General features: G+C 46.3%; 15 protein-coding genes. All 15 read left to right on the top strand.

What is annotated here, in order from left to right; all coding sequences use genetic code 11:
- The first annotated feature begins 1 nt into the window (after position 1).
- Positions 2 to 202, top strand: a complete 201-nt coding sequence (locus tag MKY48_RS31115; RefSeq protein ID WP_076323992.1) for a DNA-directed RNA polymerase subunit beta — start codon at positions 2 to 4, stop codon at positions 200 to 202.
- A gap of 503 nt (positions 203 to 705) precedes the next feature.
- Positions 706 to 1137: a 3-hydroxyacyl-ACP dehydratase FabZ gene (fabZ, locus tag MKY48_RS31110; RefSeq protein WP_098749219.1), complete on the top strand. Its 432-nt coding sequence runs from the start codon at positions 706 to 708 to the stop codon at positions 1135 to 1137.
- 45 nt (positions 1138 to 1182) lie between these two features.
- Complete coding sequence (locus MKY48_RS31105; RefSeq protein WP_339268496.1) at positions 1183 to 2901, top strand: phospho-sugar mutase; 1719 nt, start codon at positions 1183 to 1185, stop codon at positions 2899 to 2901.
- Positions 2902 to 3020: 119 nt separating this feature from the next.
- Positions 3021 to 5039 carry a DUF5693 family protein gene (locus MKY48_RS31100; RefSeq protein ID WP_339268494.1) on the top strand — a complete coding sequence of 673 codons (2019 nt, stop codon included), beginning with the start codon at positions 3021 to 3023 and terminating at the stop codon, positions 5037 to 5039.
- Positions 5015 to 6265: a polysaccharide pyruvyl transferase CsaB gene (gene csaB, locus MKY48_RS31095; RefSeq protein WP_339268492.1), complete on the top strand. Its 1251-nt coding sequence runs from the start codon at positions 5015 to 5017 to the stop codon at positions 6263 to 6265. The genes MKY48_RS31100 and csaB overlap by 25 nt, the downstream gene beginning before the upstream one ends.
- A gap of 5 nt (positions 6266 to 6270) precedes the next feature.
- Entirely contained in the window at positions 6271 to 7029 is a 759-nt protein-coding gene (locus MKY48_RS31090) for a WecB/TagA/CpsF family glycosyltransferase (protein ID WP_339268491.1), read from the top strand.
- A 113-nt stretch (positions 7030 to 7142) separates the two neighbouring features.
- The gene (locus MKY48_RS31085; protein ID WP_213647029.1) at positions 7143 to 8267 is read left to right on the top strand and encodes an MraY family glycosyltransferase; all 1125 of its coding nucleotides are present in this window, start codon (positions 7143 to 7145) and stop codon (positions 8265 to 8267) included.
- Positions 8268 to 8484: 217 nt separating this feature from the next.
- Positions 8485 to 12123, top strand: a complete 3639-nt coding sequence (locus MKY48_RS31080; protein ID WP_339268489.1) for an S-layer homology domain-containing protein — start codon at positions 8485 to 8487, stop codon at positions 12121 to 12123.
- Positions 12124 to 12373: 250 nt separating this feature from the next.
- Positions 12374 to 12718, top strand: a complete 345-nt coding sequence (locus tag MKY48_RS31075) for a hypothetical protein (protein WP_098749212.1) — start codon at positions 12374 to 12376, stop codon at positions 12716 to 12718.
- 368 nt (positions 12719 to 13086) lie between these two features.
- Positions 13087 to 16323 carry an S-layer protein gene (locus tag MKY48_RS31070; protein WP_339291867.1) on the top strand — a complete coding sequence of 1079 codons (3237 nt, stop codon included), beginning with the start codon at positions 13087 to 13089 and terminating at the stop codon, positions 16321 to 16323.
- Positions 16324 to 16506: 183 nt separating this feature from the next.
- Positions 16507 to 17016 carry a hypothetical protein gene (locus MKY48_RS31065; RefSeq protein WP_339268485.1) on the top strand — a complete coding sequence of 170 codons (510 nt, stop codon included), beginning with the start codon at positions 16507 to 16509 and terminating at the stop codon, positions 17014 to 17016.
- Positions 17017 to 17200: 184 nt separating this feature from the next.
- Complete coding sequence (locus tag MKY48_RS31060) at positions 17201 to 17488, top strand: alpha/beta-type small acid-soluble spore protein (RefSeq protein ID WP_339268484.1); 288 nt, start codon at positions 17201 to 17203, stop codon at positions 17486 to 17488.
- 225 nt (positions 17489 to 17713) lie between these two features.
- Positions 17714 to 18919, top strand: coding sequence for a methionine adenosyltransferase (gene metK / locus MKY48_RS31055; protein ID WP_098749208.1), 1206 nt, complete (start codon positions 17714 to 17716; stop codon positions 18917 to 18919).
- 454 nt (positions 18920 to 19373) lie between these two features.
- Positions 19374 to 22076, top strand: coding sequence for a stalk domain-containing protein (locus tag MKY48_RS31050; RefSeq protein ID WP_339268482.1), 2703 nt, complete (start codon positions 19374 to 19376; stop codon positions 22074 to 22076).
- A 45-nt stretch (positions 22077 to 22121) separates the two neighbouring features.
- On the top strand, positions 22122 to 23276 hold the full coding sequence (locus tag MKY48_RS31045; protein ID WP_076324005.1) for a sensor histidine kinase: 1155 nt from the start codon (positions 22122 to 22124) through the stop codon (positions 23274 to 23276).
- The last annotated feature ends 3 nt before the right edge of the window (positions 23277 to 23279 follow it).

The following is a 23279-nucleotide window of genomic DNA, read 5'->3' as shown; positions in this document are numbered from 1 at the left end:
CATGAGTGAAGCAAAAGCCAATAAACGTTCCAAGACATCCGGATGGAAAATCGCTGTCCGTATCATGATTCCTGTATTGCTCGTATTGGCATTATTCGGAGGCATGGTCTTCGGATATGTTGTCCTCGGCGATCAGGAGCTCAGTGAAGTGTTTGAATGGGGCACATGGAAGCATGTTTTTGATTTGATTTTCGCACCGTGACGAGAGGTCAGGGTGAACACCATGTCTTGAGATTAGATGCCAAACTCCCTTTAAGGGAGTTTTCTTTTTTTGGGGTTAAACGGTATAATGGGGTGGGACTTGCGTATTAACTTTGTCATTTCATGACAATGGACGGATGTATATAAAATAACCCCACAAAGTAGAGCCTATGCTGCGATGCTTATTCCAAATACTTTGCGGGGACCCCAAAAAACTTATAAAAGGGCCCTCTCCTCGTACACAAGTGTCCGATTGGAGAAAGCCCCTTATCTAAAACCTTCACTTCTGCAGCGGTGAAGGATATCCATCATTTTTTCCGCAGATCCTTCTTTTTATGCATATGATCTGAAATTCGTTAAGAAAACCTCAAGAGAAAGCATGATACAACCGCAAATAATACCTCCCGCGGCTTGAGAAAGCGGCACAGCGGCAGCAAATGGAACGAACACCCCTTTTCAAACGCTATGCTTGGCGGGTACGTACATAAGGAGGATTTTAATACTATGTTAAACATCAAACAGATTCAAGAAATTATTCCCCATCGCCCCCCATTTTTGCTGGTCGATAAGATTGTGGAGATTGAGGACGGCAAACGAGCGGTTGGCATTAAGAATGTGACGATCAATGAACCTTTTTTTGTCGGGCATTTCCCTGAATATGCGGTTATGCCGGGAGTCCTGATTGTAGAAGCTTTGGCGCAAGTCGGCGCTGTCGCGATTCTCAATGTAGAGAGCAACCGGGGAAAGCTTGGCTTCTTGGCGGGCATTGACGGTTTCCGTTTCCGTGGGCAAGTAGTACCGGGAGATACGCTGCGGCTGGAAGTCGAGATCACTCGCTTGAAGGGCATGATTGGTAAAGGGAAAGCAACCGCGACGGTGGATGGACGTGTAGTTGCCGAGGGAGAGATTATGTTTGCTCTCGCGGATAAGGAGTAATTTTCAGACTATTCTTGTTTGGATGAGGAAGGGAGACTTTTTTTCATGTCAGAGATGAGTCAGAGAACAATCGATACGCTGCAACGTTGGCTGAATGATCCTTATGTAGATGAGGAGACGAAACAGGAACTGCGTTCACTCGAGCACGATACCAAAGAGCTGGAGGAACGGTTTTATCGTGATCTGGAATTTGGAACGGGTGGTCTGCGCGGCGTCATTGGTGCAGGCAGCAACCGGATTAATAAATATACGGTAGGTCGCGCAACACAAGGCTTTGCCCAATATATTTTGGAGGCTCATGGCACAGCGGAGGGAAAGCCTTCTGTTGTCATTGCCCATGATTCCCGGCATTTCTCACCGGAATTCGCGTTAGAGGCTGCTTTGGTTCTGGCCGGAAACGGGATTGTAGCGAAGCTGTATCCTTCCTTGCGTTCAACGCCGCAATTGTCATTCAGCGTGCGTCACTTGGGTGCTACCGGAGGGATTGTTATCACGGCAAGCCATAATCCGCCGGAATACAATGGTTATAAGGTGTACAACCGTGAAGGCGGCCAGTTGGTACCGCACGAAGCAGAGAACGTGATTGCCCGGATACAGGAGGTCGATTCCTTCTCCGCGGTCAAGAGGCTGTCTCAGGCTGATGCAGAGGCTCAAGGTCTGCTGGTTTGGCTGGGCGAAGCGGAGGACCAGGCTTTTGTGGATACGGTGACGAATGTCAGCGTGAATCGGGAACTTATCGCATCCAAGCTTGGCGAGGATTTCAAAATCGTATTTACGCCGCTCCATGGAACAGGGCAAGCACCCGTAGAGCGTGTGCTTAAAAGCATCGGCTTTAAGCATATTCATGTTGTTCCGGAGCAAGCCGAGCCGGATGGAAACTTCTCCACCGTTAAATCTCCAAATCCTGAGGAGCGGGAAGCTTTCACACTGGCGATGAAGCTTGGTGAGGAAGTCGGAGCTGACATTTTGATCGGGACGGATCCGGATGCGGATCGCATGGGGGCTGTCGTGAAGAATAGCCAGGGCGAATACGTCGTGCTGACAGGCAATCAATCCGGCGCAATTATGATCCACTATTTGCTGGGTCAATTGAAGGAAGCGGGTAAGCTGCCTAATAATGGTGCGGTTATCAAGACGATCGTAACGAGTGAGATGGGAGCGGCGATTGCCGAGCATTATGGTGCCACCGTCTTGAATACATTGACGGGCTTCAAATACATTGGTGAGAAAATGACCCAGTTCGAGGAGTCTGGCAGTCATACGTATCTGTTTGGTTATGAGGAGAGTTACGGCTATTTGGCTGGAAAGTATGCCCGCGACAAGGATGCGGTATTGGCCTCGATGCTGATATGCGAAGCAGCCGCCTATTATAAAGCACAAGGCAAGACCTTGTACGATGTGCTGCAGGAGCTGTATGAGCAATTCGGTTATTTCCTCGAGACACTGGAATCCCGGACGCTCAAGGGTAAGGATGGCGTCGCCCAGATTCAAGCGAAGATGTCTGATTGGCGCGACAATCCACCTGGGGAAGTCGGAGACGTGTCGGTTAAGCAGGTGCTTGATTATGCGGAAGGCCTGGGCGGATTGCCAAAGGAAAATGTGTTGAAGTATTTGCTTGAAGACGGATCTTGGTTCTGCCTGAGACCTTCCGGTACCGAGCCGAAGATCAAAGTGTATTTTGCCGTGCGCGGCGAATCCCTCGCCGATGCGAAGCGCAAAATTCAATCGCTCTCGGATCAAGTCATGGCCCGGGTAGACGCTTAAACATAGATACATTTAATGAGAGAAGAGAACGAGGGGAATTTACGATGGTTGCTGCAAGGCCCAAGAGGACTGTTGCCCTCCATCGTAAATTTCCATAGGTTCGATGAGGAGGTACTTTCGTGGTTCAGAATTGGAAACGCTGGAACACAGCAGCCCGCAAGTGGCTGTGGATTCTGGTTGTTCTTGGCGTTGCAGCGGCCCTGCCGGTAGGTTATGACCGACTGCAAACAGAATCAACATCAAAGAACGTCGAGTTGGTGTTTGATTATCGGGATTTGTTGGATGTCGCGGTATATCAATCTAAGCCGCAGGATTTTGTATCCGAGCAGCTGGATCGCCTGAAAGACGCTGGCGTAATCAGTATGGCGCTATATGAAAGCACGCTGGACGAGCTGGTGAAATCGCGGCGAATATCGGTATATGACGGGCAGCAGGTCGCCGATCTGACAGGTACGACGGTCTCGCCGAACGAGAATTTTACGTACGTTTCGTTCCTGAACGAGGAAAGCGCGACTTTAATTAAACCCATTATCGAAGAAGCCTACACAAGGTTGGGCATTCCGGTAAGATCTTGGCAGTTCGAGCGTGGAGTGGATGGATTGGTGTTGGAAACTCCGCGATCCAATGCGGTCATCAAACCGTTGTCTCCAGACCCGATTACCATTGGCATGCTGCGAGAGAAGGGCTTTAACATTGTGCCGCGTCTGTCGGACAGTCTTCCCTATGACCAGGCCTATATGGAGAAGCTGATGTCCTACTTCGCGGAAAACGGTGTAAAACGAATTTTGTTTGAAGGTGATTCCGCCAAAGGCTTCAACGATAATGCCGACATGAAAAGCTTGGATTCCTTTGGTGAACTTTTGAACCAACATGGTATTGGCCTCGTGGCGATTGAGAATATCAAGCGCCCGCAAAAAGGATTTACGAAGCTAGCCTATTTAACAGATTACAATGTAACCCGTATTTATTCCTTAAGTGAGCGGGATGCTAATCTGGAGCCTGAGGTTATTGGAGACCGTTTTGCTCTGGCTTCCAAAGACCGTAACATTCGAATGTTCTATTTAAACGCAGAGCCAAGCCGGGATATGACCAAAGCGTCTGTTACCCACCCGCTGGATAATCTGATTGACAGTTTGACAGGTTCGGGTCAGGCCATTAAGCAGATAGAGGACAATGGTTTCACCATGGGTCCAGCAGAGCCGTTTAAGGTAACCGACTCTTCCTTGCAGCGTTACTTCAAGCTTGGGGCTGTCGTCGGAGCTGTAGCTCTGATTGCGCTCATGATTTCCTATTACATTCCGTTCCTTACGATTGCCGCTTTCCTGATCGGGCTTTTGGGCAGTGCGGGATTATATGTTCTGAAACCGACATTACTTGAACAGGCCTTAGCTCTATTAGCTGCAATCAGTGCTCCAACGGTTGCCGTCATTCTGGCCATTCGCAAAGTCAATGAAACGCAGCAGAGCATACCGGACATGAGTTCTGGCAGAAGAGTGACCCATTCGATCGTATTATTGGTAAAGACTACGATCTTGTCGCTCGCAGCTGTACCGATCGTTGTAGCGTTATTGAATAATGTGACCTATATGCTCGTTCTGGACCAGTTCCGCGGCGTGAATTTGCTGGCTGCGGCACCGATTGGGCTCATTGCAATCTACGTAGTACTGTACCGCGGTGGATCGACTTATAACTCAATCCTGAAATTGCTTAAAACACCGATCTCACTGACATGGGTCATCGCAGCCGGTATTGTAGCTATCGTTGGTTGGTACTATCTCACACGTACAGGTAATGCAGGCAATGTGTCCTCGATCGAAATGACATTCCGTACATTCCTGGAAAATACGTTTGGCGTACGTCCGCGTAACAAGGAGTTCTTGCTGGCCCATCCAATGATGGTGCTTGGCGTCTTCCTGTCATTTAAATACCGTCATGCCGTTTACCTGCTCATTATTGGTGTGATGGGGCAGTTGTCGATGGTCGGAACATTTACGCATATTCACACGCCACTCTATATTTCGGCTATTCGCGTTGTACTGGGTCTTGGACTCGGCTTAATTATCGGATTGATCGCGATATTGGTATGGCAAGTGGCAGAAAGGATCTGGAAACGATGGTCTCCACTTCTAAAACAATAGTCATTTCCGGATACTACGGATTCAAAAATAGCGGTGACGAAGCGGTCCTGAAATCCATCCTGACCGCATTGGAGCAGGAAGGAAAGGCGGCGGGAGTTAATATTAATCCCGTTGTACTTTCCATTGACCCGGAATGGACCTCAGCGGTATATGGGGTGAAGTCCGTACACCGGATGAAGCTGGGTGAAGTTCGACAGGCAATCAAGGAAAGTGACGGCTTGATCAGCGGCGGAGGAAGTTTGCTGCAGGATGCTACCAGTCCGAAAACGATCCCGTATTACCTGGGCGTCCTCAAGATCGCACAGTGGCTTGGTAAACCGACGTTTATTTATGCCCAGGGCGTAGGTCCGGTCAACCGTAAGCTGTTTTATCCGATGATTCGCTCGATCTTCCGTAAATGCACGTATATCTCGGTGCGTGACATGCAGTCCGGCGAACTGCTTCAGTCCATGGGAATATCAGGGGAAGCCATTCACGTCGTACCCGATCCGGTGATGGGATTGCCGCTGCCAGAGGGCGAGGTTGTTCATCAGAGTGATTCCAACCCGGGATCGACTCTGGAAGAGAACGGTGCTGCATCAGTTTCTTCTATAGAAGAAGAACATCGTGAATCATTCGAAGAACCTTTTGTGCAGTCCTCATTATCAAATCGTGAGATGGAAGGAGAAGGTTCTCTGCCAGTTATCGGTATTTCGGTTCGATATTGGCATCCGGAACGCAAAGAGCTGAAGGCTATTGCGGAAGGGTTAAAGGCATTAGCCGCACAGCGTCCGGTACATTTTCGTTTTCTCCCTTTTTATCAGCCGGAAGATCTTGAGGCTTCGCAGTTTATTGCTAGCGGCATTGGCGATATTTCCAAGAATGGTTCGAAAATCAGTTTCTATTGTGATGAGAAGCAGCCGCAGGACATGCTGCGAGAGGTTAGCCGTTGTGATATGATATTGGGCATGCGCCTGCATAGCCTGATCTATGCCGCGAATCAGAGCGTGCCGCTGCTCGGAATTTCCTATGACCCGAAAATCAATCACTTTTTGAAGCGGCTGGGCAGCGAGCCTGTGGGAAGCAGCGAGTCCCTTGACGCGGATACGTTAAAGGATCAGATGCTGAGGCTGCTGGACGATGCAGCGGCATGGAAGGCGGAGCACGGCGAGCAGATTACCGCATTGAAACAACAGGCTGCTCTGCCTGCACGCCACATTGCCCAATATTTACGCCATAGAGGATGATAAACATGAAACAGACCTATCCATTTCCTACCGTATCGGTGTTCGAGATTCCTTTTTCTAAACTCAGTATGAAAGATACGGTGAAATACCTGACAGAGGCTGTGCAGTCGGGGCAGCCCCACCATGTGATCACGGCGAATCCGATCATGGTGATGACCGCCGTCAACCATCCGGAATATAAACAGATGATGCAAAGTGCTGAAATCATCGTTCCGGATGGCACGGGGATTGTTTGGGCTGCCAGTGTAGGGGGCGAACCGCTGGAGGGGCGCGTTACCGGCTTCGAGCTGTTACATGAATTGTTGAAGGTCGGGGAAACCTATAGATGGAAGTTCTTTCTGCTGGGAACCACCGCCGAAGTGATTCAGGAAGCGGCCGAAAGGTTACAAATGCAATATCCGGCTGCCATTATATGCGGCTATCGGGACGGTTTTTTTGGACCAGATGAAGATGCTGCCGTCATTGAACAGATTCGGGCAGCTTCACCGGATATTTTGTTTGTTGCCCGTGGTGCGGACACTCAAGAGCCTTGGATTGCCCAGCATAAACAAGCGCTTCAAGTTCCGGTTGTTATGGGGGTCGGAGGATCTTTTGATATTATCTCCGGCAAACTGAAGCGAGCACCGAAGGTATTCCAAAAGCTGCGTCTCGAATGGTTTTACCGTCTTCTGAAGGAGCCTACACGTTACAAAAGAATGCTTGCGCTGCCGAGATTCGTAGTGAAAGTGCTGCGCGAGAAAGAAAACGTAACGAAAACGAGCTAAATGGCTCATTTCTGTGGGTAAAATCCGGGATTTCACCGGAAATTGGTATTGGTTTTCGGACCCGAAGGGAGTATAATTCAACCGGTAGACAATATTGGGGGTCGAATGATTACATGTTAATGATATACATCATCGGGTTTATCATATCGCTGACGCTCGCTCTGCTCTTAACGCCGCTTGTGAAGAAGTTTGCCGTTAAGATTGGTGCCGTTGACGTTCCAAATGCCCGCAAGGTTCATACCCGGATCATGCCCCGACTCGGGGGACTCGGCATCTATCTGGCTTTTATTATTGGACTGATTGCAGTTCTTCCTTTTCTTCCAGATAGCCTGTCCCCTCGCGATGCCAACTTTATGAAGGCATTTCTAATCGGCGGTTCCATGATCGTATTGATCGGAGCCTTGGATGATCGATTTGAACTTTCGGCCAAAGTGAAGTTTTTGGCTCAAATTGCAGCTGCTTGCGTAGTTGTATTCGGATTTAATATTACCGTGGACTTTGTAAATATACCGTTCCAGGACCGGTACTCTATGCTGGAGAGCTGGGTATCGATTCCACTGACAATCTTCTGGATTGTCGGCGTAACCAACGCGATTAATCTCATTGACGGACTGGATGGACTTGCAGCCGGTGTATCGGGCATTGCGATCGGTACGATTCTGGTCATGGCGGTCCTGATGGGCAATACCACTGTTGCTTTGCTCTGTCTGCTTCTCCTCGGCAGCATTATCGGGTTTCTATTCTTCAACTTTCACCCGGCCAAGATTTTCATGGGGGATACGGGCTCATTATTCCTTGGATTTTGTTTGGCCATGCTATCCCTGCTTGGATTCAAACAGATTGCCATTGTATCCTTCATTACGCCGCTGATTATTATCGGTGTTCCGTTGTCTGATACGTTTTTCGCTATCATCCGTCGTAAAATCCAGAAGAAACCGATCTTCGCTCCAGACAAAGGACATCTGCATCACTGTCTGCGCGAGCTAGGATTCAGTCACCGTCAGACGGTGTTGATCATTTATGTGATTGCTGCATTTTTCGGCGTACTGGCTGTCATTCAATCTTCGGCGGCCATGTATGAAGCAAACTGGGTAACCTTCGTCGTTATCTGCGTTATGATGTGTTTCATGCAGATCGGTGCTGAAATTATCGGACTGGTCGGCAAGACCAAACGGCCGATTCTTGGATTGATCAACCGTATGCGAATGAAGGCAAATCCCGAAAGTCGCTCCAAGTAGAACTTATTCTTTTTCATGATGCGTCCGGATCGGACATGCCAGCCTCACCCAAAAAGGGTGAGGCTTTTTTGTGATTTTTGCTAAATAATAGGACACTCGTTTCCGATATATGAACTATGCGATAGAACCAATCTGTTAGTGAAAGCGAGGGGACCCAGTGAACGACGTAACACCCAAAACGGACTCCAACGTCCGAATGATCAAGGAGGCACAACCGTTGAAGAAAAATTTCCGTACAATAGCAAGCCTGTTATTGGCCATTGCTATGTTCTTTTCCCTAATTCCGGCTTTACCGGCTTCAGCTGCAAATGGAGCCTTGTATTTTCACTTTTCAAATCTAAGTACGGATCCAAATTCCCCAACACCGGAGAACCGGAATTCTATTTCGGTTTCGGGTACCTACAACGGCATTAACCCGAATACCATCTCGTATGAGATTAAACGCTTTGATGACACAACCACAGGCGGAACAGGTGTTAAGCCGATTCTGGACGAAGCAGCGAATACGTTCGAGTTCCTGAATGTGCAGTTGAATCAGGGCGTGAACAAAATCATCGTATCCGGTATGAGTACGCAAGGCCAGCAGATGAGTGCGACGGCTTATGTGAAATTTTCCGACGTACCGGCTGTGTACGAAGTAGCGCTCAGTGATGGACGTGTCCTGGAAGAGAATGCTTCCAAGCCGGTTGTCGTTACCACGCAGACCGTTAGCATCTCGGTAAAAGCAACCAATGGCTCCAAAGGTGTGACCGTTAACGGCATGGCCATGTATCCTGGCGGCGGTGATACGTATTACTCCGCAGGGATCCAATTGCAAAAGGGTGTAAACGATCTGGTGATCGTCGTTAACTCGGAATCGAAAACACAGACCATTAATAGACAGGTCGTATATCATCCGACAGGCTCCTTGACGGTCAATCAACTGCAGATTGGTAACACCAAGATCGATGGGCAGGCCGTTGTAACCGGTACGGTTAACGGCGTCATCTCCGGTTATGTTATCATGGATGCTCCTCCGGCTGGTACGCCTGCGGTACCGCCAACTCTTGAAGTATCCGTATTTCCGACAGGATCCACAGTGCCAATCATGACCTCAAATGCTACCGTAGGTGCAGCAAGCCTCCTGGGAAACAGCTTGATGTATCCTTTTACATCCACTGGCTCGGTTGACATCACACAGAGCGGGGAATACTTTGTTTATACTAAGGACACTAGCACTGGTTTCGATGTGAAAAATCCTTTTACTTATCGTGATATCAATGCACCTACAATCAAACAGGTGCATCAACTATACGGTGTAACAGAGAGTGGCGGAACGGTAACATTTACCTCTCAGTCCATTTTTCCAAGCAGTAACAATACTGTCCTTAACGAATTGCCGATCTACTTAATGGTGGAACAAGTGAACGCAGGCGACGTTGAGATTGAATCCAGCAAGGGCGGCGGCACGATTGCCCAGAAACTTACCTATAATGGCAGCACGGTTTTCAAAATTACGAATCTGCCTTCAGGACAACAAAATCTGATCATTAAGGTCAGCAATGCATCGGGCGTCTCCGATACCAAGGTGATCCCGGTAACGTTCCTGTCCTCCACTTATATTGATATTTATCATTTGTATAACAATCAGGTCTTTAAGAATAGTACAGATTTTAATCAAGTAACGGGTCGGATTGTGAACTACACGGGAACATCAGGACTTACGATTTCCTTGAATGGTAACACTCGCGATCTGCCAGTGAGCGGAAATGGCGAGTTCAGCTTTACAGATACGACGTTCCTGCAGCTGATCCCAGGTCCGAATACTTTGGTGGTCGCTGACAAGAGCGGGAAAATCTCGACGAAACTAACTCTGCTGTATTTTAGCGATACTCGTTCGGTTATCAAAAACATGATTCCATTCCCGGTTGGTTCCGCAACGGAATCCGATCCGGATGGGTTGTTCAGAGAAACCGCCGAGAATGCCTATAACACATATGAAAAGGCTTTGGGTCTTCGCTTTGAGGTGGAATACACCGATGAGATCACGGTGAATCTTAGCCATCCTACGCCATCCATCTTTGCAGTGTTTACAAAAGACAACGCAGGAACCTGGCGTCTTACAGGGGGGACCCTGAAGACACAATTAGATCCCATTGATCCGAAGGAGCACGACCGATACTTTACCATTGTCAATGGAGCAAACTCCAGCTCTGCCCGCGTTGTATTTAAAGAACTCGCGCTTCCAGAGGTTGGATTGCAGGCAATCAGCATCGGTTCGCGTTATCAGTCGGTTACAACCACAGATACCATTGAAATTACTCGTGAGCGTGCGCCTTATGAAGTTCTTTCTCCTAGGCTCCCTAACGAAGGCGTATTGAAACAGAACTTTGTAGAGGTAAGCATCAAGGCTGAAGGAGCTACTTCCATTCTGATTGGCAAAACGCCAATGGTGAAATCCGAAATCAGCGACATTTTCCGTCTTGAGGTCAAGAACCTGAAAAACGGTAAAAATACGATTAAGTTCACGATCGAACAAGGTACCAAAAAGACAAGCGGGCAATTCGTTGTAACGTACACCGATGATGCAACAGAAGGCTCTCAGTTTAAAACAAATATTTCGAAGTCAGGTAAGGTTAAAGTATTTAAGGGTGATTTGTCTCTATCCTTGCCGAAAGGCACGGTGCTTCAACAGGCAAAATCAAGTCCGAATGCAGAAGTGCCTACGATCAATTTGCTTGGCGAGCATGACATCCTGTTTGGTATTGCCAACCAGATCGATGGGCGGACCGTTAAAGCTTACAATCGAATTGGTGAAATCGAGAACGGTGTAGAAATGGATGGACGCCTGTCCCTCATTCCAGGGGATAACAACAATGCGTTCCGTTTCACTCCGGCAGCCCATTACGGTTATTCATCCCCTCTTTACTGGCTGGATGCGGGTTCGCTTAATGCATACAGCAGCAACGTAGAGGACTTTAATGTGAAAGCAGCAGCGCATCCGTACGCAAAAGGGAACGAATTCCATCAACGCTTGATTCCCCAGAACTGGATGGAGTTGTCGCAAAAAGGTACGATTACCTTGAAATATGATTCTGCACTGGTGAACTCAGCTTCAAGCAACTTGGGCATTTGGTGGTATAACCCGTCCCAAGGAACTTGGATCAACATCGGCGGGAAAGTAGATGCTAAGAAGAAAACTGTTACGGCTCCATTTAAGGGATTTGGTTATTACGCAGTTAAATCCTTGCGTTATAGCTACTCCGATGCGATCTCGCATAAGACGGCCCGTAACGATATTGAATTGATGCTGGCCAGAGGATACATGAAGGCGTCCAAGACGGATGCATTCGGCGTGTATGATCCAATGACACGCGGTGAATTAGCTACTATTATAGTGAAGCTGCTGGATATTCCGTTGGATTATGATACCGATAAGAACAAGCTCACTTTTGATGACATTTATCAGGAAAGTGTTGTCAATAGCATGCAGTGGGATTACCGTTATATTGAGACAGCTGCCAGAAAAGGAATCATTCGCGGCATTGCGCCACGAAGCTTTGCTCCTAATATGGAACTGACTCGTGAAGAAGCGGCCAACATGATTGCACGTGCGCTCAACCTGAAGATGGGTGAAATCGAAAAAGATAAAGCAGCACTTCAGAAGCAGTTCGAAGATGTCGGCAAAATCAAATCGAATTACTCTTATCCAGCCATTCTTGCTGTAAGTAAGGCGGGCATCATCACTGGTGTTGCCAACAGCTTGAAGGAAGGCGAGAAGAAACCGACGTATAACTTCAACCCGGATGCTGTTCTGAATCGTGCAGATACGGCGACGATCGTGAAACGCATGATGAACAAACTTAAAATGATGTAGGTTATATTATAAGAAGAAACTGTAGGACAAAAGGAACGAGAGCAGACGCCTAACTACTGATGGCTGTGCTCTCGTTTTCTTATGTGCAAATTATGATGGATAAGGTTATATATAACATAATTAACAAGATCTTAAGGATGATACTATGGACCAAGAAACCGTTTACCAATATCTAATGTTTTGTAATTTCATGTAGAATACGCTACAATAGCGGAAGCACATACTATTTTTAGAGGGTGAAGATGAATTTATGAAGCCGATATTATCAAAAGCGCAGCTCGACTACATGAAGGCGAAGACCAAGTTCGAGGAAAAAGCCAAAGTGATGGAGAAGAAGATTGAGCTGGCTCGTGCCGCTCATGATGAGATAACTCAGGAAGTCATGGAGGGACTCGTTGTTGAGACAGGCTTTCATGATTCATTTAACGAAATGACAGCGGCTGAGAATGCGTTGATCCAATGGTCTCATACAACAATAAAACATGACAAATCATATCGTACGAATAAAGCAGAGATTGATCAGATGTACAGCACGCTGCACAGCAATCCGGAGATGCGTGCACGAATTATCCAGCTTGCTATGAAGATTCGATAGTATTCTACAAAGGGCGCCCACAGGGCGTCTTTTTTGTTGTCATATTATGTAATTGACCCAATGTTATGGGAATCGGAAATGGTTTTGAAAATATTTTTAAAAAAACTTTGTAACAACCGCAACTTTTTGAGAAATCAAACGTTTATAATGTAGAACGCAATGAGGAACCCAAGATTATCCGATGCAAGAAGATTGTCTATTAATTAGAAAAATGTTCTTTACGGAGTATGGGACTCGTTGTATAATACCTAGGTAGGATTAGGAAATCTATTCTAGTTTGTAGTGTTCTCTCGTTAACAAGATTCTGTGATATCGTCACAGACATCATTTATGATTTATGCTCAACTCGGGAAAGGAGGTGCAGGACAATGAGTGATAAGAGCTACCAAATTAAAGAAAACAATCAAGTGTCGATTCAAGGAGGAGAAAAAAAGGTTATGAAGAAAATTTTATCCGTAGCACTGTCTACAGCAATGGCATTCTCGATGTTTGCTTCTGTTGCATTCGGTGACGATGCGCTTAACACACAACAGAAATTTGATGTATTGAAAGAAAAAGGTATCTTCACTGGCTATCCAGATAACACTGCTGGTCTTGATAAAGAAATGACTCGCGCTGAGTTCGCGAAAGTTTTGGTAGGCATCATGGGTCTTGAGCCAATCCAAGGCAAAGCATCTTTCAAAGACAAAAACTACAAAGCTGACAAATGGCCAGCTCCTTATGTAGAAGCAGTATACGCTGCAGGCATCATGGAAGGTAAAAACACAACGAAAATGATCTTCGACTTCAACGGTAAAATCACCGTTCAAGAAATGGCGAAGGTTCTCGTTACTGCTCAAAAGCTTGAAGTTCCAACAGAAACGAACAACAACGCTTCTGACTGGGCTAAAGGTTATGTTCAAGCAGCAATCAACGCTGGTTTGGTAGATGCTAAAACAAACCCTAAAGCTAACGCTTCCCGTTCCCAATTGGTTGAAGTTGCTTACACAATCTACTTGTCGCAACAAAAACCAAAAGTGGTTTCTTATGATGTAACTGAGAGCGGTAAAGTTGTAACTTTCAAACTTGCTAACAACGAAGAAGTGAAAGTTGAACTGGAAACTCCACTGAAAGCTAACACAGCTACTGAAGTGAAGTTCAAACATAACAACTACGAGTACACTGAAAGTGTAACTTGGAAGGTAACTTCTGCTACTAAAGTTGAATCCGCAACTTCCACTAACTTGAAAGAAGTTGAAGTTGTATTTGACGGTAAAGTTGACAAAGCGTCTGCTACTGACAAAAACAACTATGTCATCGATTCCAACTCTAAAGGAATCAAATCCATTTCCGTACTGGAAGATGGTAAATCTGTACGTATCCTGTTGAACGAATCCAGCAAATTCGTACAAGGAACAACATACAAGATTGTTGTGAAGAATGTTAAAGGTGATCAAGGCGCTGCAATCCCACAAGGTGAAGTGTCCTTCTCATCGTCCGACAACACGCTGCCAACAGTTTCCGAAGTAAAAGCTCTTGGAACTAAAGTTATTAAGGTAACTTTCTCCGAGCCTGTTATCGCTCCATCCAGCAGCAACTTCCAACTGGATGACAAAGCGTTCACTGGTTCCGTAACGCAAGGTGCAAACCAAAGAGAAGTTATCTTGAGAGACTACACAGGTGGAATTTCCGTCGGTGCTCACAAATTGACAACTTCCCTGGTTGAGGACTACGCAGGTCTAAAATCTTTGGCTGATACCAAAGAATTCACAGTTGCAGTTGATACTGAAGGTCCGAAGGTTACTGAAATTTCTGCTACTCTGGAAAAAGTAACAGTAACATTCGATGAAGAAATCGATCCTGCTTCCGTAACAGAAGATAGCTTCTACTGGAAGTCTGGCGACAGCAAGAAAAAAGGTAAAGCAACTCAAATCGCAGCAAACGTTTATGAAGTTGATTTCTCTGCTAACCGTTTGCCAGGATATGAAACTAACCTGTTCGTTGAGGTTAAAGACTACTCCGGTAACGTGAATCCTGTGAAGGAACATAAAGTAACAGCAAGTATTGACTTGGTTCAACCTCGTGTACTTGAAACTACATTCGGTAATGACAGAGCAAACACGTTGACAGTTCGTTTTGACAAAGCAGTAGATGCTGCTGACAAAAAGTACTTCACTGTTAAAAAAGGTAGCGATGTTATTCCTGTGAACAATGTAGTGGCTGCAGATGCATCGAACAAAATCTTCTACGTTAGTTTCTTCAGCACTCTTGAAGGTACTTACGACCTGAAGGTTAAAGATGTAAAAGACAGAACAGCATTGCAAAACACTATGGTTGAGTACGATGGTACATTTGTAGCGGCTGATGTTACTAACCCAGACGTTTCTAATGTGGATTACAACGATTCAACTCGTAAATTAGCATTGCATTTTGGAAGAGAAATGGATGTTTCGACTCTTCAAAACAAAGGCAGCTACTATATCGATTTCCAAAAGAACGGTGCTAACACACAAAGAATTGCTATCCCTGCTGAAGTTAGAGTGGATGTAGTAAATGGTGCTAAATCCGTAGTGCTTCAGTTCCCAGAGTTCATTAACGGAACAAAAGTTTCGTTTGGAACGAACGGTTCTGTTAAAGGAGTCCATGCAATTGGTCTCAAATCTAAAACAGGACAATCGGTTTCCTGGACTAGCGCGGGCTTAGGAGAGGCAAAACAAAGTAAACTCGAATGGACAAAAGCTGTTCAAAAGGATGCTAAAACCTTTGAACTTGAGTTCAATCAAGTAATTGCTTATGCTAGCGCTAGTGATTTCACTGTTAACGGTACTTACCCATCAGAAGTGAAAATTGATGGAGCTAAAGTAACATTGAAAACAAGCAATGAGCATTTAAATGGTGGAACAATCACTTTGTTTGCTAACAACTCCATCGAAACTTATTCCAACAACAGACTTAACCTTAATGGTAATGCTGTGATGAATATTCAAAACACTGTAGCACCTAAAGCTACTGGTGTTACTAAGAGAGAAGACGCGTCGTTTACTGTTACCTTCTCTACTTATGTAGATTCCAAAAACGGTAAAGTTGAAGATCTGAGAAATGACTTCATTCTTAAAGATCTTTCCAAGGATAATACTCCAGTTATCCCTGCAACTGACTATACTACTTCCTTCACTACTGATGGAAAGGGTAATGTTGTAGTGACACTTACTAACCCTGAGCTGCTTAAAGCAAATCCTCCGATCTCTGTGCAAGTTCGTAAGGATGCTCAGTATATGGTTGCAAGAGGAACAGATGTTAAAGCCGTTGAATCCGATGTATTTACTGTCGAGGCTCCTACTGCACCAGCTGTCGCACCAGTAACCGTACAATCTACAACTTATGACACAGCGACTTCTACACTGACTGTTAATGTAGATAAGAACATTAAAGGCATCGTTAATGGTAAAGTTTCGATTGCTACTAATAAAGGAACAACTCTTTATGATGCAGAATTGCCTGCTGTTGGAAAAACCTTCAAAGTAGTAGTTGGTAAAGAAGATACCATTAATGGCGGAGAGTTGAAAGCTAGTGTTGTTCTGGAAGATAATACAACAGTTGATTTGAAAGGTACTATCAAGTACTAAAATCGACATACCAAAATAAAGCTTAGCATCTAAGCTTTGACACACCGGAGAACATTATGTTCTCCGGTGTGTTTTTTAATTTTCCAAAGAAAACAATCCTTAGCTTACCTAAGTAGGGTTGTTCAGTTCTGGTTTTTTCTTTATAGTTAAATAGTATAGATTACCTTAGGAGGAACAGATTAAATGAAACCTTATTTAAAGGTTGGCTTGGCGGCTCTGACGATTGGAGCTGGCATCTGGATTGGTGCAACTTACAACAACACCGCCACCGGCGCTGGCACCACCCCAGGTACTACTGACGACCCGGTCGTCACCAAAAGCTACGTTGACCAACAAATTCAGCACGCGCTGAATGGCGGTAGTGGAGGGTCTACGAATCCAACAAATCCTACAAATCCAACTCAGCCATCCCAAGGTGCTGATGAGGTTAAGAACGTTGCGCTGAAACCAGGCAAGATTCTGATTGCCGATGCAGGAACGGAGTTCATTGTTCGCTCAGGTAATGCTGTGATTTACACAGAAGTCGCTAGCGGCGTTGCAGACCTTACGGACGGTAAAGACCTCTTAAATGGTGAAACTGCGCCTAAGAACCATCTGCTTTCTTTCCCCCGTGAAGGTCGGGGCATCCAGGTGAAAGAAGGGCAGACAAGCAATCTGATTGTCATGGTCCGTGGCGGGTTCACCATTAAGTAGGAATCCACTAGGATCCGTTTAACTCCTGCTAATACTTGCTCTAACCTGCTTAGAGGCATGGCAACATTTTATCGGTATAATCCTCTTATAATTATTGCCAGTAGTGACAACGTTTTATACGTGTGGGTGCTTTGAAATCAACAAATAATACTTCTGTAAAAACAAATACAGGAGGTGTATTTTCATGGCACGCAGCAGTCGTAACCGTCAAGTGGTACCGGAGAGTCGTGAAATGCTGAAGCAAATGAAATACGAAATTGCAGCAGAGTTTGGATTACCCGTGGGATATGGCAGCGGTTCCAATGGAGCCGATACGGAATTTGGCTCTGAGTTAGGAATCATCGGTGGTGGATCTTCCAGCCGTCGTCCTGGGTGGGGGCATCTAACATCCCGTGAGAATGGATCGGTTGGTGGAGAGATCACTAAACGTTTGGTTCGAAACGCTGAACAAAGTCTCTTCGGTAAATTGTAGTTGTTTTTCAGTTAAAAGCGGAACTTATCCTTGACTAAATCCGATTGAGAAACCCAAGAAAATCCTTGGAAAGCAGCTTACTTACTGGATTGACACCTAGTAACAAATAAGTTAATATGCATGTTGAGGATTGTACATTTCAAACCTTTTCCTGTCGGAAAAGGTTCATTTTTTGTGTAGGACCTTTTGATATATCACATACTATTCATATGGGAGGTTGATCTCATGTCTTTAACAGGGCGACGTTTATTTACATCTGAGTCCGTAACTGAAGGACATCCGGATAAAATCTGTGACCAGATTTCTGATGCGGTACTCGATGCTTTTTTGGCTAACGATCCGAACGCACGCGTAGCTTGTGAAGTTTCCGTTGCGACTGGTCTTGTTTTGGTCATTGGTGAAATTAGCACTAAATCTGAATACGTGGATATTCCATCCATTGTACGCAATACTGTGAAGGAAATCGGGTATACCCGTGCAAAGTACGGTTTTGATTACAATACATGCGCGGTGTTAACATCGCTGAATGAGCAATCTGCCGATATTGCACAGGGGGTAAACGCTGCACTGGAGAATCGTGATCCTTCCCAAATGGACAAGGAAACCGAGAACATAGGTGCTGGTGACCAAGGTCTGATGTTTGGTTTTGCAACCAACGAGACGCCAGAATTGATGCCTCTTCCGATTGCATTGTCTCACCGTATCGCTCGTCGTTTGTCCGAGGTTCGTAAAGACGGTACGCTGGACTACCTGCGTCCGGACGGTAAAACCCAGGTAACGGTTGAGTATGACGGCAATACACCGGTCCGTGTGGATACGATCGTGGTATCAACTCAACATGCCGAAGAAGCAACGCTGGAGCAAATCCAGAAAGATATTAAAGAACAAGTCATTCTTCCTGTCGTGCCAGCTGAATTGCTGGACGCAGAAACTAAATATTTCATTAACCCTACCGGACGTTTTGTTATCGGCGGTCCTCAAGGGGATGCTGGCCTGACAGGCCGCAAAATTATCGTGGACACCTATGGCGGCTACGCTCGTCATGGTGGCGGTGCATTTTCCGGTAAGGATCCTACAAAGGTTGACCGTTCCGCTGCTTACGCGGCTCGCTACGTGGCTAAAAACCTAGTTGCCGCAGGACTTGCGGACAAGTGTGAAATTCAATTGGCTTACGCTATCGGTGTCGCTAACCCAGTGTCGATTAGTGTTGATACTTACGGAACTGGTAAAGTGAGCGAAGAGAAGCTGGTTGAGCTTGTGCGTAACAACTTCGACCTGCGTCCGGCTGGAATCATCCGCATGCTGGATCTTCGTCGCCCGATCTACAAGCAAACCGCTGCTTACGGACACTTTGGACGTACAGATCTGGATTTGCCTTGGGAACGCGTAGACAAAGCGGAAGCACTGAAAGAACAAGCTGGCGTAAACTAAGGTAATCTTAAGATATGTTCCAGATATAAAGTTTAGGCATGTGCTGATTTAATTTTTCTTCTGAAAAAAATCGGCACATGCCTTTTTTCTGCTTCTTAATTCTCATAGTGAGTAGAGATTCAACTCAGTTGGATATGAAAATATGACAAAAATGAAATAATTAAAAAGTTGATTACCCACTATGGTTATCAGCTTTTTTAATGAATAAATGGAAAACGAGGAATAAACTTTATGACAAACTAGTTACTTTTACATGAAAATATAGTAACATAGGATTGATTTACATAGACTCCTAAAAAATTCCGCTATAAATTTTACAAGACTTGTTGTACGATACGCGAAAGTGTTTTTTTATAACAAATTCGTAACTTTTCCGCAAAAATGAAGTCTATTAATTAGAGACTTTATATGTTCGGCATCCGTGTTGAACGATAGATGGGAGAGTTACGATTACATGGTTAGTCAGGGGAAAACACTGAAGTCTACAACATCAGGTGTAGGCAAGAAATGGTTGATTATTACATTGGCAGGAGTCATCTGGGTGGGTCCTGTGCTGAGCAGCGGAATACCAGTGATAGGGAACCTATCAACATCCTCGGTAGCTTATGCGGCATCAACATCGGCTAAGAAGCTTGGCGAGGAAATCATTACTTCCGGTGCGGTTTTGATGAAGTATCAGTATATCAACAGTACAGGCGCAAAATCGCTGGCGAATGTCGTTCGGGTGGATCTGAACAACAAATATGTGAAGCTGGATGTCATGACAGGCCAAGGGAATAAATTTACAACGAGACAAAGCACGGGAGGAATGGCTAAGGAGAACGGCGCGGTAGCTGCTATTAACGGTGACTTTTTTAATACCGGCAGCGAAGGGGCTCCGATGGGTGCTCAAGTATCGAATGGTCTGTTGATGTCAACGCCTTCGGATCTGAAAGGCATGTATGCTTTTGGAGTAACGAACAATGGAACGCCAATTCTGGATGAGTTTGCATTCTCGGGGAGTATTACAGCTGAGAATGGAGCCTCATTCCCGCTCGCGGGTATGAACAAAACATCCTATGCGCCAGAAGGCACCGGATCAACGTATAGCCATGCCAATACAGCTTATATCTACACAAGCGCATGGAAGGCTGTTGAGCGTCCTAAGAACAGCTCGACAACGCCAACGGAGGTTATGGTAACGGATGGGGTCATAACCGATATTTCAGTAATGGCAGGATTGCCAACAGCGATACCGGAGGGAAGCTACATTTTGCGAACCCATGGGGCTGCGGCAGAGTTCGTGAAAAAAAATCTGGCTGTCGGTCAAAAGCTGGAAGCGAATTATGCTCTGGTGTCCAAAAAATCAGGTAAAGAACTGGACCCGTCTACACTCCAAATGATGATTGGCGGCCATACGATTCTGGTGGATAACGGCAAGGCAACATCATTCTCTCGAAACGTGAATTCGATTGGAGGGAGCAGGGCACGTACAGCCGTAGGTTACTCCAAAGACGGACGATACGCCTACCTGATTGCTACGGAGAGCAACGATAACAGTAAAGGCATGACGCTGCAGCAGCTTCAGGATTTCATGACAAAGGTTGGCGTATGGAAGGGGATGAACCTCGACGGCGGCGGATCGACAACGATGGTAAACCGTCCACTAGCTGAGATGAATACCCAGTTGACCTTTAACACGGAATACGGCACCACGCAGCGCAGCATTGTTAACTCACTTGGCGTGTTCTCCACAGCACCTCAGGGCAGCTTGAAGGGCTTAAAAGTAAGTGGCAGCAACACGCTCCTGATCGGTCAAATGGGCACCTATGAACTAAAAGGCTATGATACCTACTATAACCCAATTGAAGCAGGTTCGATTAAACCGACTTGGAAGTCCAGCAACGGCAATCTAGCGGTCAACGGACAAAGCATTAAAGCGACGAAGCCGGGTACATCGACACTGACAGCAGTAAGCGGCAGCACGAAAGCTACGATGCAAGTCAAGGTGCTGGGCGCTGATGATCTTGTTGCGTTGACTACAGGCGTATCAAGCGCACCGCTGCAGGCTGGAACGAGTGTTTCCGTGCCGGTGACGGCCGTAACAAGCAACGGCCAGAGCTTGGAGGTTCCGAGCAGCGCGCTGAAATGGGAGTTTATCGGATTTAAAGGCAGCGTCAAAGACGGCCGCCTGACCGTATCCTCCGTGAACAGCAATACAAAAGTCGGTTATGCCATCGCACGCTATGACGGCTTTAGCACGGTCGTTATTTTGTCGGCAGCGGGCGAAAGCACGTGGGAGAACTTCGAGAATGTGAATTACCCGGTGAAGTTCACGACCAATGTGCCGACAGTTACCGGGACTGCAGCGATCAAAAATGGCAGCGGAGCAAAGGCATCGTCCAAAGTCTTGAACTTGACCTATGATATGACAAGCGGATTAGGGCAAAAAATGTACGCTTACGCCGAGTTGAATGGTACAACTGGCAAAGTGATTCCTGCACAGGCTACGGCCATGACCATTGATGTGGAGGGAGATAACAGCCTGAACTGGCTGCGCGCTGAACTCCAAGACAATAATGGAAAAACCGTATACGTCGACTTGGCAAAAGCAATTGATTGGAGCGGTTGGAAGACGCTGAGCCTCGATCTCAGCGGATACAACATTGCATTCCCGGCACAGATGAAGCGGCTGTATGTGGTGAACGTGGAAGAAGGCCAGGACGAGCGTGCATTGACAGGAGCTGTATCTTTTGACGATATCCGCTTCACAATGCCGTCTCTATCAGGGAATGAAGGACTTCCAACCGGCAAAGCGGTCATGACCATTGGGCAAAAATCTCTTATGCTGAATGGTTCGAAAGTGGCAATAGATTCGGCGCCAATTCTGAAAAATGGGACGACCTACGTTCCGATTAAACACGTGCTCGACGCGTTCGGCGGGCATGCAACCTGGAACCAATCTGCTCAGCGGGTAGGCGTCCTGAGAGGCGGCATGTTCATGGAATTAACGGTCGGCAAGAAGGAATTCATTCTAAACGGTAAGCGCAGTTCGGCGGCTGTATCACCTATGGTCCAAGGCGGTAGGACTTTGGTCCCTCTTCGTCTCGTTTCCGAGCAATTAGGCCTTAAAGTAAAATGGGACAAGAACACGAAGACCGTTACGATCGAATCGTGATATGGTATGATATGTATATGAAACGTTAGAAATGGAGTAGAGTGCGTGGATTATCAAGCCGATGCCATCGACCGTGTCATAAAAAATGCCATCAAAGTGATGGAGGACAGCAAATACCAAATGTTCGAAATATTGGAGGCGTCGCGGCAAGAGCTTACGTCTCTCAATCATGAACTGCAGCGGACATTAAAAGAAACGACGGAAACCTTAGAGAAGGTAGATCAGCTGGAGCTGAACTACCGCCGTTCCCGGATCCGGCTGACCGAGGTCAGCCGGGATTTTGTCCGGTACAAGGAAGAGGACATCAAGCAGGCGTATGAGAAAGCAACCCAGCTACAGCTTGACCTCATGATCTACCGGGAGAAGGAAATGTATCTGAAGGCAAGACGAGATGAGCTGCAGAAGCGGGTTCGTAATGTCGAGAACTCCGTGGAGCGTGCAGAATCGATCGGATCTCAGATGGGCGTGGTATTGGAATACTTGTCCGGAGAGCTGGGTCAGGTATCCCGAATCATCGAATCTGCCAAAAACAGACAGGTCATTGGTCTCAAAATTATTTTGGCGCAGGAAGAAGAACGGAAGCGCATATCCAGGGAGATTCATGATGGACCTGCACAATTGCTGGCGAATCTGGTTCTTAGGACGGAAATTGTAGAAAGAATGCTCGCAAAGCAGGAATTTAAGATGGTGCAGGACGAAATAGTAGATTTGAAGGGCCAGGTTCGATCGAGCTTGGAGGAAATGCGAAAAGTCATTTTCAATCTGCGTCCAATGGCACTCGATGATCTAGGATTAATCCCCACATTGCGTAAATACGTGCATGATTATGAAGAGAAATCGAAAATCCGCACGATCTTCGAGACACGGGGAAAAGAGCATCGTCTCTCTTCTGCGATGGAGGCGGCCATCTACCGGTTGGTGCAGGAAGCACTTTCGAATGCTGCAAAACATGCTTACCCGACTTATGTGCTTGTTGAAATCACGTACCAGGCGCAATTGGTCAAAATCGTTGTACAGGACAATGGCCTGGGATTCAATGTCGATTTGCTGGAGCAGAAAAGCAAGGACCACTTTGGGTTAATTGGCATGCGGGAGAGGGTTGAGCTGCTCGAAGGGAGAATGGAGATCGATTCAGCTGAGAATCAAGGAACGAAGATCGTGATTCATATCCCGACGAACGTAGAAAAGAGAAAGGAGTAATCG

Source organism: Paenibacillus sp. FSL W8-0187 (assembly GCF_037969755.1).
In the GTDB taxonomy this organism is placed as follows: Bacteria; Bacillota; Bacilli; order Paenibacillales; family Paenibacillaceae; genus Paenibacillus_AQ.
The sequence above is the reverse complement of the archived record's forward strand: the minus strand, read 5'-3'. Positions and strand labels throughout refer to the sequence as shown.